A 14,938-nucleotide genomic window follows, 5' to 3' on the forward strand; every position below is an offset into this window, starting at 1 on the left:
CGCCGAGCGACGCGAGAGCGGTGGACGCGTGACCGGTCAGTCCCCCCGCGACCGGGTCGCGGCCGTGGTCGTGACCTGGAACCGCGCCGACCTCGTGGAGCGCATCCTGCGGGCCGTCGACGCCCAGACCCACCGCCCCGAGGTCGTGGTGGTCGTCGACAACGCCTCGACCGACGCGACGCCCGAGGTGCTCGACCGGCTGGCCGGGGAGCTCGCGGTCCGTCTCGACGTCCTGCGCCTGCCACGCAACACCGGGGGAGCCGGCGGCTTCCACGCCGGCCTCGAGCGTGCCCTGAGCACCGACGCGGACCTGTTCTGGCTCATGGACGACGACGGCCTCCCGCCGGAGGACTGCCTGGCCTCGCTGATCCCCGCCCTGGCCTCCTACGACTTCGTCGGGCCCGCCGTCGTCGCCGAGGGCGACCCCTCCCGGCTATGCTTCCCCATCCGCGTCCCCGGGTCCGCCCGGGTGGTGCACCGGCTCGACGACGTGGAGCGCGCCTCCCGCGACGGGGTGCTCCCCGAGGTGGTCATCCCGTTCAACGGCGTCCTGCTCACCCGCGACCTGGTCGAGCGCATCGGCACCCCGCGGGAGGAGTTCTTCATCTGGGGCGACGACGTGGAGTACCTCTGGAGGGCCAGGCGTGCCGGCGCACGCGTCGCCACCGTCGTCGGCAGCCACTTCGCCCACCCCGCGACCGACGACCTCGGCACCCCGATGATGTTCGGCCGCACCACCTACAACCACTCGCCCTCGGACCTCAAGCACTACTGCATGGCTCGCAACAACGTGGTCAACCTGCGCGACTACGTCGGGTGGCTCGGCGTCCTGGCGTTCCTGGTCAAGACGGTCTGGTTCTACCTGTTCACCCGCCCCGACCGGCACCGGCTGGCGCTGAGCGCCGAGGCCGTGCGCGCCGGCGTACGCCGGGACTTCGGCGGGCACGAGAGGTTCCTGCGATGACCCAGGGGAGCACCGAGGGCGCCACCGAGCGCGGCACGGACACGGTGGCGGTCGTGGTCGTGACCTACAACCGCGCCGGCCTCCTGACCGGCTGCCTCGACGGGCTGGCCGCGCTCGAGCACCGCCCCGACGCGGTCTACGTGGTCGACAACGCCAGCACCGACGACACCGCCGCCGTGCTCGCGGCCCGCGCGGGGCGCGGTGACCTGCCGTTGCACGTGCTGACCAGCGAGACCAACCTCGGCGGCGCCGGCGGCTTCCACCTCGGCCTGTCCACGGCGTACGACGCGGGCTGGGACCGCATCTGGCTGATGGACGACGACGTGGTGCCCGCGCCCGACTGCCTCTCGGTGATGCTGGCCCACCCCGGCCCGGCCCTCATCGCGGTCCGGGAGGACACCAGCGGGAGGCTGTGCGAGAAGGCCGCCACCGTGTTCGACCTGAGCAACCCGCTGGCGATCCGGCCCAAGCGCGAGATGGTCGAGGACCGCTACCCGCGCCGCGAGGACATGCCGTCCGAGGTGCCGGTGCACAACGTGGCGTTCGAGGGCTTCATGGTGCACCGCCGGGTGGTGGAGGCGGTCGGCCTGCCCGACCCGGGGTTCTTCATCTTCTACGACGACGTGGACTTCGCCCTGCGCACGCGGGCGGCCGGCTTCCCGGTGGTGGCCCTGCGCGACGCGGTGCTGGTGCGCCGGCTCGACTTCGACCAGCAGCACGATATGCGGTCGTGGAAGGGCTACTACATGTACCGCAACCTGTTCGTGGTCCACCTGCGCTACGGCACCAACCTGCTGGTCCGCCTCAAGCCCTACCTCATCACGCTGGTCGTGCTGCTGCTCGCGCCGCTGCGCGGGGGGCGCGCCGAGGCGGCCAACGTGGTGAGGGCGCTGCGGGACGCGCCGGCCGTCGCCCGTGTGCGGCCGCCCCGCGCCCCGGTGCGCCGATAGACTCGGCAGGCTTCCCCATCCCACCGACACCCCTCGCGACACAGGAGCAGCGCCATCGTGGCCAACCCGAACCCTGACCTGCCCGACCTGGTGGTCGTCGGCTCCGGCTTCTTCGGTCTCACCATCGCCGAACGCGTGGCCAACGAGCTGGGCAAGCGCGTCCTGGTCCTGGAGCGGCGCCACCACATCGGCGGCAACGCCTACAGCGAGGCCGAGCCCGAGACCGGCATCGAGGTGCACGTCTACGGGGCGCACCTGTTCCACACCAGCAACCAGCGCGTCTGGGACTACGTCAACCGCTTCACCACGTTCACCAACTACCAGCACCGGGTCTTCGCGAAGTACCAGGGGCAGGTCTACTCGTTCCCGATGAACCTCGGCTTGATCAACCAGTTCTTCGGCAAGAGCCACACGCCCGACGAGGCCCGCGCGCTCATCGCCGAGCAGGCCAGCGAGATCGAGACCTCCGAGGCCGAGAACCTCGAGGAGAAGGCGATCTCGCTGATCGGCCGGCCGCTCTACGAGGCCTTCGTCCAGGGCTACACCGCCAAGCAGTGGCAGACCGACCCCAAGAACCTCAGCGCCGACATCATCACGCGCCTCCCGGTGCGCTACACGTTCAACAACCGCTACTTCAACGACACCTACGAGGGCCTGCCCACCGACGGCTACACCGCGTGGCTGGAGCGGATGGCCGACCACCCCGGCATCGAGGTGCGGCTCGAGACCGACTTCTTCGACGTCAAGGACGAGTACCTCGGCAAGGTGCCGGTCGTCTACACCGGTCCCGTCGACGAGTACTTCGGCAACAGCGAGGGCCGGCTGTCGTGGCGCACGGTCGACCTCGAGCCCGAGGTCATGGCCGTCGACGACTTCCAGGGCACGTCGGTGATGAACTACAACGACGCCGACATCCCCTTCACGCGCATCCACGAGTTCAAGCACTTCCACCCCGAGCGGGACTACCCCGAGGCCAAGGGCAGGACGGTCATCGTGCGGGAGTACTCCCGCGCGGCGGAGAAGGACGACGAGCCCTACTACCCGATCAACACCGCCGAGGACCGCGCCAAGCTGCTCAAGTACCGCGACCTGGCCAAGCAGGAGCCGATGGTGCTCTTCGGCGGCCGCCTCGGCACCTACAAGTACCTCGACATGCACATGGCCATCGGGTCGGCGCTGTCGATGTTCGACAACAAGATCCGCCCGCACTTCGAGTCGGGCGCGCCGCTGAGCAGTGGGGGAGTGGACGAGTGACCCTGACCAGCACCACTGCCCAGACCACCGGCGCGGACCAGGGACCGACCGTCGAGCGCCTGCTGCAGCGGCAGATCCTGCCCCTGGACCGCGACCTCGACGTGCTGAGCCTCTACGTCGACCCGGCCGAGGCCGCGCTCGACGTCGACCGCTACGAGATCGGCAGCAACCGCTCGGCGCAGGAGGCCCACGCGGCGAGCCTGCGCCAGAAGGTCGGTGCCGGTGCCGACGTGCACCCCGACCAGATCCTCGACCGCACCCGCATGCGGGTCCCCCAGGGCGAGCGGCTCTCGTTCGGCACCTACTTCAACGCCTTCCCCGCCTCCTACTGGCGCCGCTGGACCGTCGTCTCCGAGGTCCGCCTGACCGTCCGGCTGACCGGCCCCGGCGCGACGGTGATCGTCTACAAGTCGATGGCCAACGGCCGCTCGCAGCGTGTGGACTCCGCGACGACCCGCAGCGTCGAGACCGAGGCCTTCACCTTCGACCTCACGCTCAAGCCCTTCGTCGACGGCGGGTGGTACTGGTACAACGTGGTCGCCGGTGACGACGACGTGGTCGTGGAGTCGGCCGAGTGGACGGGCCTGGTCCCCGAGGACCGCGCCTCCCACGGCACCACCACCGTCGGCATCACGACCATGAACCGCCCGGACTTCTGCGCCAAGCTGCTCGGCCAGATCGCCGACGACGCCGACCTGCGCCCCTACCTCGACGAGGTCCTCGTCGTGGACCAGGGCAACCAGAAGGTCACCGGCTCCGAGTACTTCCCCGCGGCGCAGGAGGCCCTCGGCGGCACCCTGCGGGTGATCGAGCAGGGCAACCTCGGCGGCTCGGGCGGCTACGCCCGCGGCCAGCTCGAGACGGTCCGCCGTGGCACCGCGACGTACTTCCTGTGCATGGACGACGACGTGGTCTGCGAGCCGGAGGGGATCATCCGCGCGGTCACGTTCGCCGACCTCGCCCGCCGCCGCACGATCGTCGGCGGTCACATGTTCAGCCTCTACTCCCGCTCGCGGCTGCACAGCTTCGGCGAGATCGTCCAGCCGTGGCGCTTCTGGTGGCAGTCGGCGCCCGGGGTCTTCAACGACTGGGACTTCTCCGCCCGCAACCTGCGCTCCGCACGGTGGCTGCACAAGCGCATCGACGTGGACTTCAACGGCTGGTTCATGTGCCTCATCCCGACCTCGGTGCTGGCCGAGATCGGGCTGAGCCTGCCGCTGTTCATCAAGTGGGACGACTCGGAGTTCGGCCTGCGGGCCAAGGCGATCGGCGTGCCCACGGTGACCTTCCCGGGGGCGGCGGTCTGGCACGTGCCGTGGACCGACAAGAACGACGCGCTGGACTGGCAGGCGTTCTACCACCAGCGCAACCGGTTCATCGCCGCGCTGCTGCACTCGCCCTACGAGCGCGGCGGCCGCATGGTGCGCGAGAGCCTCAACCACCAGATCAAGCACCTGGTGTCGATGCAGTACTCCACGGTCGAGCTGCGCCACCAGGCGCTCGAGGAGATCCTGGCCGGCCCCGACCACCTCCACGCCGACCTGCCCACCCGCCTGGGCCGGATCAAGCAGTTCGTGCAGGACTTCACCGACGCCCGCCTCCAGGCCGACCCCGACGCGTTCCCCCCGGTGCGCCGGGAGAAGCCCCCGCGCAAGGGCAGGGACGGGACGGAGATCCCGGGCCGCCTCTCCCAGCTGGTGACCGCCGGTCTCGCGCCGATCCGTCAGCTCAAGGCGCCGCGCCGGCTCTCGCGGACCAACCCCGAGGCGGAGGTCCCCGCGATGGACGCCAAGTGGTACAGGCTCGCCCGCTTCGACTCCGCGATCGTCTCGATGCCCGACGGCACCTCGGCCGCGCTCTACCAGCGCGACCCCGAGCGCTACCGCGAGCTGGTCCGCAAGACCCTCGAGATCCACCAGCGGCTGCACCGTGAGTGGCCCCGCCTGGCCCGCCTCTACCGGGACCACCTCGACCAGGTGGTCTCGCCGGAGGCGTGGGACCGCACGTTCGGCACCAGCCCGGCGGACATGCCGGCCGGCCGGCGCGACGGGGACCTCTGATGGCGCTCAAGGTCCGCAGCGAGGCCAAGGGCCGCGCCCCCAAGGGCGGGCCGGTCCCGCACACCGTCGACCCCGCCTGGGTGCCGGCAGCCCCCCTGCTGTCGCCCTACGGCAGCGGCGGGCTGCACGACGTGGCCAAGCGCACCTACCTGCTCAAGCTGCTGGTGCAGAAGGAGATCCAGGCCCGTTACAACGGCTCGTTCCTCGGTCTGCTGTGGTCCTACGTCCTCCCACTGACGCGCTTCTGCATGTACTTCTTCGTCATCGGTCTGGTGCTCGGGCTGCACAGGACGGTGCCGAACTTCGCGATCCACATGTTCTGCGCGCTGGTCTTCGTCCACTTCTTCACCGAGACGTTCTCCTCGGGCACGCGCTCGATCATGCGCAACAAGGCGATCGTCCGGAAGATGGCGATGCCGCGCGAGATGTTCCCCGTCTCGGCGGTGATCGTCTCGGCGATCCACGCCTTCCCCCAGATCCTGATCCTGCTGGTGGCGTCGTTCGGCGTGGGCTGGCACCCCAGCATGAGCGACCTGTTCGCGGGAGTGCTGGGCTTCACCGTCCTCACGCTGTTCTGCACCGGCCTGGCGCTGATCTTCAGCGCGTTCAACGTCTACTTCCGCGACTTCGGCCAGTTCGTCGGCCTGCTGACGATCTTCACCCACTGGGCCGTGCCGATGATCTACCCCTACTCCCGGGTCGCCCGCAGCAGCCTGGGCGGCACGGTGTGGGAGCAGGTCTACCTCTCCAACCCGCTCACCGAGGCGGTGCTGCTGCTCCAGCAGTGCTTCTGGGTGCCGACGTGCAAGGGCAAGACCTACTGCACCGGGCCCGACGCCATGCCCAGCCACCTGTTCGAGCGCGGCTTCGTCATGCTCGGGGCGGGCGTGGTCTTCCTGCTCCTCTGCCAGCGGATCTTCACCCGCCTCGAGGGCAAGTTCGCAGAGAGGCTCTGACATGGGTGACTCCGACAGCATCGTCGTGCGCAACGTGAGCAAGCAGTTCACGCTGCGCTACCACCGCACGCTCAAGCAGATGGCGATCGCCCTGGCGCGCAAGCAGGACATCAGCGAGGCCTTCCTCGCCCTCGACGACGTCTCGTTCACCGTCCAGCAGGGCGAGAGCATCGGGCTGATGGGGCTCAACGGCTCCGGCAAGTCCACGCTGCTCAAGCTGATCAACGGCGTCATGCCACCCGACTCCGGGGAGGTGCTCACCCGGGGGCGCATCGCCGGCCTGATCGCGACGGGCGCGGGGTTCCACCCGCAGCTGACCGGGCGCGACAACGTCTACCTCAACGCCGCGATCATGGGCATGAGCCAGCGCGAGATCGACCGCAAGTTCGACGAGATCGTCGAGTTCGCCGACATCGGCAGGTTCCTCGACACCCCGGTGGGCCACTACTCCTCGGGCATGTTCTCCCGGTTGGGCTTCTCGGTCGCGGTCCACACCGACTCCGACATCTTCCTGGTCGACGAGGTCCTCGCGGTGGGGGACCGGCCGTTCAAGAAGAAGTGCATCAAGCGCATGGAGGAGATCCGCGACGAGGGCCGGACGCTGTTCTACGTCAGCCACGCCGCCGGGTCCGTGCGCAAGATGTGTGACCGGGTGCTCGTGCTGGAGAAGGGCATCCTCGGCTTCGACGGCCCCGTCGACGAGGGGATCAAGTACCTCCACTACGACGACGACGACACCGACGAGGTCGAGGGCGAGCTGGACGAGACCGACGACATGGACAGCGAGCTCGGCGCCGACATCTGAGTCGGATCACACGGTTGTCATTATCGTCAGCCTGACAAAATTACACCGTTGTAGTTCGGGCGAACCGATTGCGGTGGTCTGTGACAGGTGTGACATTTGAGGCCTCCTGTGACACCGACTGCTCTGGAGCGCCTCTGTGACCGCCTCGAACCGCCGCCGATTCGTGCTCGCCTGCCAGCAGGCCTTCGCGATCGCGGTCGTGACGACGATCGCCGTCCCTGCCGCCTCGCTCGTCGAGCTCGACATCCTCGGTCCCGGTGACGCCGACGCCGCAGGTGGGGCCGGCGGCGCCGGACCCTCCCTCACGGCGCAGGAGGTCTCCACGGTGACCTCCGCGCCGGTGAGGCCGACGGTGGACGAGGTGCCGCTGCACGGCGTGAGCGCCCGTGGGCTGCGCGCGCTCCGCACCGATTCTCGCACCGCCCGCCGCGTCGCGGACCGTTTCGCGGTGCTCTCCCGCCCCGTCCCGGCCCGCGGCTACGCCACGGTCGGCGTCACCTGGGCCCACGGGGAGCGGATCGCCGACGGCGACATCTCGCTCGCGGTGCGCACGCTCGAGCGTGGCGTCTGGAGCGACTGGCAGGCGATGGCCTACGACGCCGACCACGGCCCCGACCCGGGGTCGGCGGAGGCCCGCAGGGCGGCTCGTCCCGGGACCGACGCGGTCGTCGTCGGCGACGTGGACGACGTCCAGGTCCGCGCGGTGACCGCCGACGGCTCGGTCCCCGACGACATGCGGCTCGCGGTCATCGACCCCGGCCACGACGTGCGCCCGCGCCTCGCGACCCCGGCGATCGACACCGCGACGCTCGACGACCCGGCGGCCCCCGACACGACTGGCACGACGGGGACCACCGACACGACCGACACCACCGACGGGGGCGCTGTCCTCAGCGCCTCGAAGCTGACGGGCCCCGGGCTGGTGACCCCCAAGCCGGTGATCTTCTCGCGGGCCCAGTGGGGCGCGGACGAGCGCATGCGCGACGCGGGGTCCCTGCACTACGGCGAGATCCACGCCGGCTTCGTGCACCACACGGTCAACGCCAACAACTACTCGCGCAGCGACGTGCCGTCGCTGATCCGCGGCATCTACGCCTACCACACCCAGTCCAAGGGCTGGAGCGACGTCGGCTACAACTTCCTGGTCGACCGGTTCGGCCAGATCTGGGAGGGCCGCTACGGCGGTGTGGACCGGCCGGTGGTCGGCGCCCACACCCTGGGCTACAACGACGACGCCTTCGCGATGTCGGCGATCGGCAACTTCGAGGAGGCGCGCCCGCCGCAGGCGATCATCGACGCCTATGCCCGCCTGTTCGCCTGGAAGCTGTCGCTGCACGGCATCCGCGCCGACAGCACGCGCCAGTGGGTGACCAGCAAGTACTTCCAGGCGATCAACGGTCACCGTGACGCCGGCCAGACGGCCTGCCCGGGCAAGTACCTCTACGCCCGCATCCCCGACATCCGCCGCGAGGCAGCCGCGCTGCAGCGCCCGTTCTCCTCCCGCAACCGCTTCGGTGACCTGTCCGGCACCGAGTGGCCCGACCTGGTCGCGCGCCGCGCCTCGGACCACCACGTGATGATCGTGCGGACCTCCGGCCAGGTGCACTTCCTCTCGGGGTCGAACGCCGCCTCGGGCTGGGGCGCCACGACGTTGCGCGCCGCCGTGGGCGACATCACCGGCGACGGCAAGGGCGACGTGATCGCCAAGGTCGGCGACGGAGCGGTCTCGCTCTACCCGGGCGACGGCGCCGGCCACCTCAAGGCACCGGTCCGCACCTACGTGGGCATGGCTGCGCTCGACGTCATCACCGGCGTCGGCGACTTCAACGGCGACGGGCGCAACGACCTGGTCGGCCGGGTGGCCTCCAACCACGACCTGCTCCTCTACCCCGGACACGCCGCCGGTGCGTTCGGCAAGCCCGTGCGGATCGCCCGGGGCTGGGACTACGACCGCACCGTGGGGGTCGACGACCTCGACCGCGACGGTCACCGCGACCTGGTGGCCCGCAGCGGCGCCACGCTCTACCTCCTGCGGGGCACGGGCTCGGGGCTGCGTGCCCGGGTCGCGCTGCCCGGCAGCTGGAAGGGGTACGACGTGGTCACCGGCCGCGGCGACCTCACCGGCGACCGCGTCCCCGACCTCATGGTCCGCAGCTCCTCCGGCACCCACCCGACCTGGATCTACCCCGGCGACGGCAAGGGCGGCTTCGGCCGGCGGCTGGGCGGCTACACCCGGTTCTCCAAGGTGAAGTGGTTCCTCGCCGGCGGCAACCTGGCCGGCACCCGTCCGCTCGACGTCGTCGGGCTCGGTGCCGACGGTCGCACCCTGCGCATCTTCGCCAACAGCGGGCGCCGCAACCTCGGCAAGGTGGTCGACACCGGCATGGTGGTGCACCGCACCAACCTGCTGCTCAACGCCGGGGACTGGGACGCCGACGGCTACGGCGACGTGATCTACCGCGTCCCTGCGACCAACAGCCTGATCCTGCGCCGTGGCCTCGGCCAGGACCGGTTCGCCCCGCCGGTGAAGATCGCCACCGGCTGGAACTCGGTCTCCATGGTGGCGGCCGTCGGCGACACCACCGGTGACGGCTATCCCGACCTCATGGGGCGCGGGGCCGACGGCAACATCCGGATCTACCCGAGCAACGGCCGGACCGGCCTCAAGCCGAGCTACGTCGCGCACTCCTCCATCGCCGCGGACCGCCAGGTCGGCGTGGGCCTCTTCAACGGCGACGGCGCACCCGACAACCTCCTGCGCCGCTCCGACGGCTCCGTGTGGCTGTGGTCGGGCAACGGACCGGGCGGCCTCATGGACGGCAGGCAGGTGGCCGGCGGCGCCAAGGGCTACTCCTGGTTCAACGGCATCGGCGACCTGGACGGCGACGGTCGTGCGGACGTGGTCGCGCGTGACGGCTCCGGCGCGCTCTGGCTCCTGCGCGGCACGAGTGCCGGGCTGGCTCCGAGGCGGCTGATCGGCACCGGGTTCGGCATCTACGACTACGCGGGCTGAGCCCCGTCACGTCACGGGGCCGGCCACGGCTCCCGCCCCGGCCGGAGCGGCCGGCCGGCTCAGCAGGTCACGGCCCGCTCGGTGGCGGCGACCTCGGGCAGGCGGTCGGGGTCGGCCACCCAGACCGTGCCCCCGCCGGACCCCAGGGCGTGCACGAGCAGGGTGGCGCCGAGCCGGCTGACCGGCACGGCCGCGGTGGCCGCGCGCAGCGGACCGCCGGTGCCCTCGACCCGGAGGTCCAGCACGTCGGACTGCGCCAGCGTCCCCTGCGCGTCGGCCCAGGCGGGGTCGGCGGGCCGGGGCGGGTCCCAGGAGGTGAAGGCGTCGGGCTGGCCCCAGACCACCTCGCCGAGGTCGACGACGCCGGCGGGCAGGGGCTCGGTGAAGCGGGTCCCCAGGGCCGACAGCGACGTCGCCACGACCCGGCGGCCGGCCGCGACGTGGTCCGGCAGGGTCGCCGGCCCGCACACCACCAGTGCCGGGTCGTGGTGCCCGGCGTCGGGCGCCACCGCGACGGCCCCGAGCGCCCAGCACGCGCCGAGCCACACCGGGCCCAGCCAGTGCGACGGCAGGTCGAGCAGCACCTCGTCACCGCGTTCGACGTCGAGCTCGTCCTGGAGGAGGGACGCGGTCTTGGCGACCCAGTTGGCCCAGCTGGTGACCGACAGCTCCACGCGCTCGCCGGGCTGCGCGCCGTACCACGTGACCAGCGGACGCCCGGGGTCGGCGGCGGGTCGGGTCTGCTGGGCGAGGAGGTCGGCGAAGGTCGAGGGCGTCGGGGGCACCGCCCAACCCTAGGATGCCGCCCATGCCCGCCGGAGACCACGCCCGCACGTCCGCCTCCGCAGCCGGACGACCTGCCGCACGACCAACCGCACGACCAACCGCACGACCAGCAGCCGACGTCGAGGCGGTGATCGTGGCGGGCGGGTTCGGCACCCGCATGCTGCCGCTGACCGAGCGCCGTCCCAAGCACCTGCTCGAGGTCGGGGGCGTGCCGTTCCTGGTGCACCAGATCACCCGCCTCGCCGCGGTCGGGGTGCGGCACGTCGTCCTCGCGACGTCCTACCACGCCGAGCTGTTCCGGCCGGTCCTCGGTGACGGGGAGAGGTACGGCGTGCGCCTGACCTACGTGACCGAGGACGAGCCGCTGGGCACCGGGGGAGCGATCCGCAACGTGGCCGGCGCTCTCGACCCCGACCCCGACCACGCGGTCGTGATCCTCAACGGCGACGTGCTCAGCGACCACGACCTCCGGGCGCAGCTGGAGGACTTCCACCGGCCCCGGGAGGGGCGGCCGGTCGACGTCTCGCTGCACCTGGTGCAGGTCGAGGACCCCCGGGCGTTCGGGTGCGTGCCCACCGACGCCCAGGGCCGCGTCGAGGCCTTCCTGGAGAAGACCGAGGACCCGCCGACCGACCAGGTCAACGCCGGCTGCTACGTCTTCCGGCGGTCGGTGGTCGACACCATCCCCGAGGGCCGGGTGGTCTCGGTCGAGCGGGAGACCTTCCCCGGGCTGCTCGCCGACGGACACCTGGTGGTCGGGCACGTCGAGACGGCCTACTGGCGCGACGTCGGGTCACCGGCCGCGCTCGTCGCGGCGTCCCGCGACCTCGTCCTGGGCCACGCCCGGTCCTCGCTGCCCGAGGGCGGGCGGGAGGCCCTGGTCGTCGAGGCGAGCGTCGAGGGCGCGGTCGACGGCGGCAGCAGCGTCCTGGGCGGTGCCGTGGTCGCGCGCGGCGCCCGGGTGTCGGGCTCGGTGCTCATGCCCGGTGCGCGGGTGGGCGTGGGCGCCGTCGTGGTCGACAGCGTCCTCGGGCCCGGGGCGTCGGTGGGGGCCGGTGCCCGCCTGGAGGAGGCGGCCGTGGGCGACGAGGCGGTCGTGCCCGAGGGCCTCGCGCTGCCGTCCGGCACGCGCGTGGCGTGCGGGACGACAGCGTCCGCCTGAGGCGCGCGGCTCAGCCGGCCTGCGGCTCGGGGGAGTCGGAGTAGGGGTAGTCCTTCATGAAGGACGACACGACCGGGCCGCTGACCTTGCCGCAGTACTGCCAGATCCCGAGCTGACCGTCGGGGTTGCCGTGCGTGCCGCCCATCGACCAGTGCGTGAGGGCCACGTGGGTGCCGCTGGGGAAGTCCGAGCCACGCTCCTTGGTGTCCTTGGCGGTCCACGGGGCGGCCATGAACTTGTCGGAGAGCGAGGACCCGGCGAAGACGTCGGCGAGCTTCTTCAGCGCGTCGACCTGCTTCGCGTCAGCGGCGACGGTGTCGTCGTACCAGAGGATCGTGTAGCCGTGCTCGAGGCTGTGCACGAGCCGCTCGAGGGGCGGCCGGTCCTCGGCGGTCCAGAACTTGCGCACCTGGCCGCCGAACAGGAACTGGCCCCAGTGGGGACCGGCGGCGGGCGGGTTGGTGGTGTAGGTGATCGACTGGCCCTCGGGGCGGTGGTCCTGGTTGCCCTCGGCCTTCTTGGTGACCACGTCCTGGCAGCCCGCGGCCGAGGCGGGGACGCCGATGGCCGAGAGTGCGTCGGGCTTCGGCTTGCTGGCCTGCTGGAACTGCACGAACACCATGACGCCGACGACGACCGCGAGCACCAGGGCCGGAGCCACCATCAGCGCCGTGCGACGGCGTGCCTTGGACCGCTCCTCGGCGCGCATCCGCTCCAGGGTCGCGCGGCGCTCGGCGGTGACGCCTCCGGCGCCGGCGCCGGTGTTCTTCTTGCTCTTGGCCACGGGTCGCTCTCTCGTCGTCCGGCCGGGGGACCGGGGTCGGGGGAAGGGGCGGGTCAGGGACCGATCCTAGAGGCTGGCCCCACACGCAGTCCGCCAGGCGCGTCGTACGGCGACCGGGCGGCCCAGCCGCACGCCAGCAGCACCGCGGCGAGGAGCCGGTCGCTGCCCGGCGGCACCTCGAGCACCCAGCCGTCCTCGCCGGGCGACAGCCGCGCGCCGGTGCCGAGCACCCGCGCCAGCGCGCCGCCCAGCTCCTCCGGCGTCGCGGGCGCGCCGAACCCGCGGGCCCCGGCGCGGCCGGGCTCGAGGGCGGTGAGGACCGCCTCGCGGGCCCCCAGGCCGAAGAGGTCCTCGTCCTCGGCCCGCACCAGGGCGGCGGCGCCGGGGCCGTGGTCGCCCGCCGGGAGCACGAAGGCGTCCAGCCCTCGGACCAGCGCCGCCGGGCTGTGCGAGAGCTTGCCGGTGGCGAGCTCGGCGGCGGAGGCGACCTCGTCGGCCACGGCCGGCGCGGTGACCACCAGCGGGTTGCCGTAGGCGTCGGCGCGACCGCCGTGGTCGTCGAGCACGACGAGCCCGGCAGCCCCCATCGCCAGGTCGGTCTGGCCGGCCCGCCAGGCGCGACCGGCGGTGTCGGTGAGGACCACGGCCACGTTGGCCCCCCAGTGGCGGCTCAGCGCCTCGCGGAGGGCGCGTGCCGAGCCGTCGGGGTCCAGCGGCAGGAGCACGAGCGTGCCGGTCTCGACGTTGGAGGCGTCGACGCCCGCGGCCGCCATCACGAAGCCGTGGCGCGTGCGCACGATGCGGGTGCGACCCCGGACCGCGACCACCCGGTCGGTCTCCGCGGCGACGGCCTCGGCCCGCGGGTCCTCGGCGTCCGCGTCGGCGGCCACGAGCCGGCCCTCGGCCTTGCTCACCACTTTGCTGGTCACCGCGACCACGTCGCCGTCCTGGGGGACGACGCCCGCCCCGCGCCAGGCGACGGCGAGCAGCGCGGCCAGGTCGTCGCCCGGCCGCACCTCGCCGACCCCGGTCGCCGGGACGACGAGGAGGGTCACGCGCCCAGTCCCACCAGGGCGAGGGCGGCGCGCGCCATCGCGGCCGTGGCGTCGTGGTCGGTCATCATCAGCGGCACCGCGTCGCAGGCCATGCCGGTCGCCCGGACCCGCTCGACCAGCGCCGCGTCGACGGTGTCGACGAGCCAGCCGTCGAGCAGCCCGCCAGCGGACCGCGCCCCGTAGTGCTCGGCGACGCCGGCGGCCGAGACCTCGACCCCGATCGACTCGAGCAGCTGGTGGGCCATCCCGCGGACGTGGGTGCCGGCGACGATGGGGGAGAGCCCGACCACCGGGGCCGAGGTCGCGGCGAGGGCCTGGCGGACGCCGGGCACCCCGAGGATCGTGCCGATCGAGACCACCGGGTTGGACGGCGGCAGGAGGACGACGTCGGCCTCGGTGATCGCCTCGACCACCCCGGCGGCCGGCGTGGCGGCGTCGATGCCCACGGGCACGACCGCGAGGGCCGGCACCGCGGCCCGCAGCCGGATCCAGTACTCCTGGAAGTGCACCACCCGCTTGCCCGAGGGCGCCTGGTCGTCCGGGACCGCGACGTGCGTCTCGACCCGGTCGTCGGTCATCGGGAGCAGCCGGACACCCGGCTGCCAGCGGGCGCACAGGGCCTCGGTGACCGCGGACAGCGTGTAGCCCGCGTCGAGCATCCGGGTGCGGACCAGGTGGGTGGCGAGGTCACGGTCGCCGAGGCCGAACCACGCCTCCTCCACGCCGTACGCCGCGAGCTCCTCCTTGGCGTGCCAGGTCTCGTCGGTGCGACCCCAGCCGCGCTCGGGGTCGATCCCGCCGCCGAGGGTGTACATCACGGTGTCCAGGTCGGGGCAGATCTTGAGCCCGTGCATCCACAGGTCGTCGGCGGTGTTGGCGACGACGGTGACCTCGTCGCCCCAGCCGGGGACGCGTGCCAGGCCCTGGAGGAAGCGGGCGCCGCCGACGCCGCCGGACAGCACGGTGACGCGTCGTCGAGCCCGGTCCGGGGGGCTGCTGGGGGAGGTCGTCATGGTCGCCTTCTACCCGTCCCGGCCGCCGGGGGTCAAACCGGGAGCGGGGGCTAGGGTCGCTGGCGGCGACCCCGGCCCGTGGGGCTCGTGGGACCAGAGTGACGGGTGGGACGGGACGTCGTACCCGCCGGTCTCG

12 protein-coding genes are annotated in these 14,938 nt (G+C 72.3%); 8 read left to right on the plus strand and 4 right to left on the minus strand.

What is annotated here, in order from left to right; all coding sequences use genetic code 11:
- Positions 1-28: 28 nt before the first annotated feature.
- From J2S63_RS17875 to J2S63_RS17905, 7 genes are all read left to right on the plus strand, one after another.
- Positions 29-964, plus strand: coding sequence for a glycosyltransferase (locus tag J2S63_RS17875; protein ID WP_310305062.1), 936 nt, complete (start codon positions 29-31; stop codon positions 962-964).
- The gene (locus J2S63_RS17880) at positions 961-1,914 is read left to right on the plus strand and encodes a glycosyltransferase family 2 protein (RefSeq protein ID WP_310305065.1); all 954 of its coding nucleotides are present in this window, start codon (positions 961-963) and stop codon (positions 1,912-1,914) included. Before J2S63_RS17875 ends, J2S63_RS17880 begins: the two co-directional genes overlap by 4 nt.
- A 57-nt stretch (positions 1,915-1,971) precedes the next feature.
- On the plus strand, positions 1,972-3,168 hold the full coding sequence (gene glf, locus J2S63_RS17885) for a UDP-galactopyranose mutase (RefSeq protein ID WP_310305068.1): 1,197 nt from the start codon (positions 1,972-1,974) through the stop codon (positions 3,166-3,168).
- Entirely contained in the window at positions 3,165-5,228 is a 2,064-nt protein-coding gene (locus J2S63_RS17890; RefSeq protein WP_310305070.1) for a glycosyltransferase, read from the plus strand. The genes glf and J2S63_RS17890 overlap by 4 nt, the downstream gene beginning before the upstream one ends.
- On the plus strand, positions 5,228-6,184 hold the full coding sequence (locus tag J2S63_RS17895) for an ABC transporter permease (RefSeq protein WP_310305073.1): 957 nt from the start codon (positions 5,228-5,230) through the stop codon (positions 6,182-6,184). Before J2S63_RS17890 ends, J2S63_RS17895 begins: the two co-directional genes overlap by 1 nt.
- A 1-nt stretch (position 6,185) precedes the next feature.
- Complete coding sequence (locus J2S63_RS17900; protein ID WP_310305076.1) at positions 6,186-6,989, plus strand: ABC transporter ATP-binding protein; 804 nt, start codon at positions 6,186-6,188, stop codon at positions 6,987-6,989.
- A gap of 136 nt (positions 6,990-7,125) precedes the next feature.
- On the plus strand, positions 7,126-10,002 hold the full coding sequence (locus J2S63_RS17905; RefSeq protein WP_310305079.1) for an FG-GAP-like repeat-containing protein: 2,877 nt from the start codon (positions 7,126-7,128) through the stop codon (positions 10,000-10,002).
- Between the two features lie 59 nt (positions 10,003-10,061).
- Here the strand turns inward: J2S63_RS17905 and J2S63_RS17910 are convergent, their stop codons facing one another.
- Positions 10,062-10,787, minus strand: a complete 726-nt coding sequence (locus J2S63_RS17910) for a TIGR03089 family protein (protein WP_310305082.1) — start codon at positions 10,785-10,787, stop codon at positions 10,062-10,064.
- Positions 10,788-10,921: 134 nt separating this feature from the next.
- Here J2S63_RS17910 and J2S63_RS17915 point away from each other — a divergent pair, with 134 nt between their 5' ends.
- Positions 10,922-11,950, plus strand: a complete 1,029-nt coding sequence (locus J2S63_RS17915; RefSeq protein WP_310305084.1) for a nucleotidyltransferase family protein — start codon at positions 10,922-10,924, stop codon at positions 11,948-11,950.
- Positions 11,951-11,960: 10 nt separating this feature from the next.
- Here J2S63_RS17915 and J2S63_RS17920 read toward each other — a convergent pair whose 3' ends face one another.
- The 3 genes from J2S63_RS17920 to cofD are packed head-to-tail and all read right to left on the minus strand — an operon-like array spanning position 11,961 to position 14,802.
- A complete protein-coding gene (locus J2S63_RS17920) occupies positions 11,961-12,734 on the minus strand; it encodes a DUF3105 domain-containing protein (protein ID WP_310305087.1) in 774 nt (257 codons plus the stop codon).
- A 53-nt stretch (positions 12,735-12,787) separates the two neighbouring features.
- Positions 12,788-13,789: a coenzyme F420-0:L-glutamate ligase gene (gene cofE / locus J2S63_RS17925; RefSeq protein ID WP_310305089.1), complete on the minus strand. Its 1,002-nt coding sequence runs from the start codon at positions 13,787-13,789 to the stop codon at positions 12,788-12,790.
- Complete coding sequence (gene cofD / locus J2S63_RS17930) at positions 13,786-14,802, minus strand: 2-phospho-L-lactate transferase (RefSeq protein WP_310305092.1); 1,017 nt, start codon at positions 14,800-14,802, stop codon at positions 13,786-13,788. Before cofD ends, cofE begins: the two co-directional genes overlap by 4 nt.
- Between the last annotated feature and the right edge of the window lie 136 nt (positions 14,803-14,938).

Source organism: Nocardioides marmoribigeumensis, assembly GCF_031458325.1.
Taxonomy (GTDB): domain Bacteria; phylum Actinomycetota; class Actinomycetes; order Propionibacteriales; family Nocardioidaceae; genus Marmoricola_A; species Marmoricola_A marmoribigeumensis.

What these genes read in the sequence shown, in the direction of transcription:
- J2S63_RS17900 (WP_310305076.1), top strand. Translation starts at nt 6,186, where the DNA reads ATGGGTGACTCCGACAGCATCGTCGTGCGCAACGTGAGCAAGCAGTTC.
- J2S63_RS17895 (WP_310305073.1), top strand. Translation starts at nt 5,228, where the DNA reads ATGGCGCTCAAGGTCCGCAGCGAGGCCAAGGGCCGCGCCCCCAAGGGC.
- cofD (WP_310305092.1), bottom strand. Translation starts at nt 14,802, where the DNA reads ATGACGACCTCCCCCAGCAGCCCCCCGGACCGGGCTCGACGACGCGTC.
- J2S63_RS17880 (WP_310305065.1), top strand. Translation starts at nt 961, where the DNA reads ATGACCCAGGGGAGCACCGAGGGCGCCACCGAGCGCGGCACGGACACG.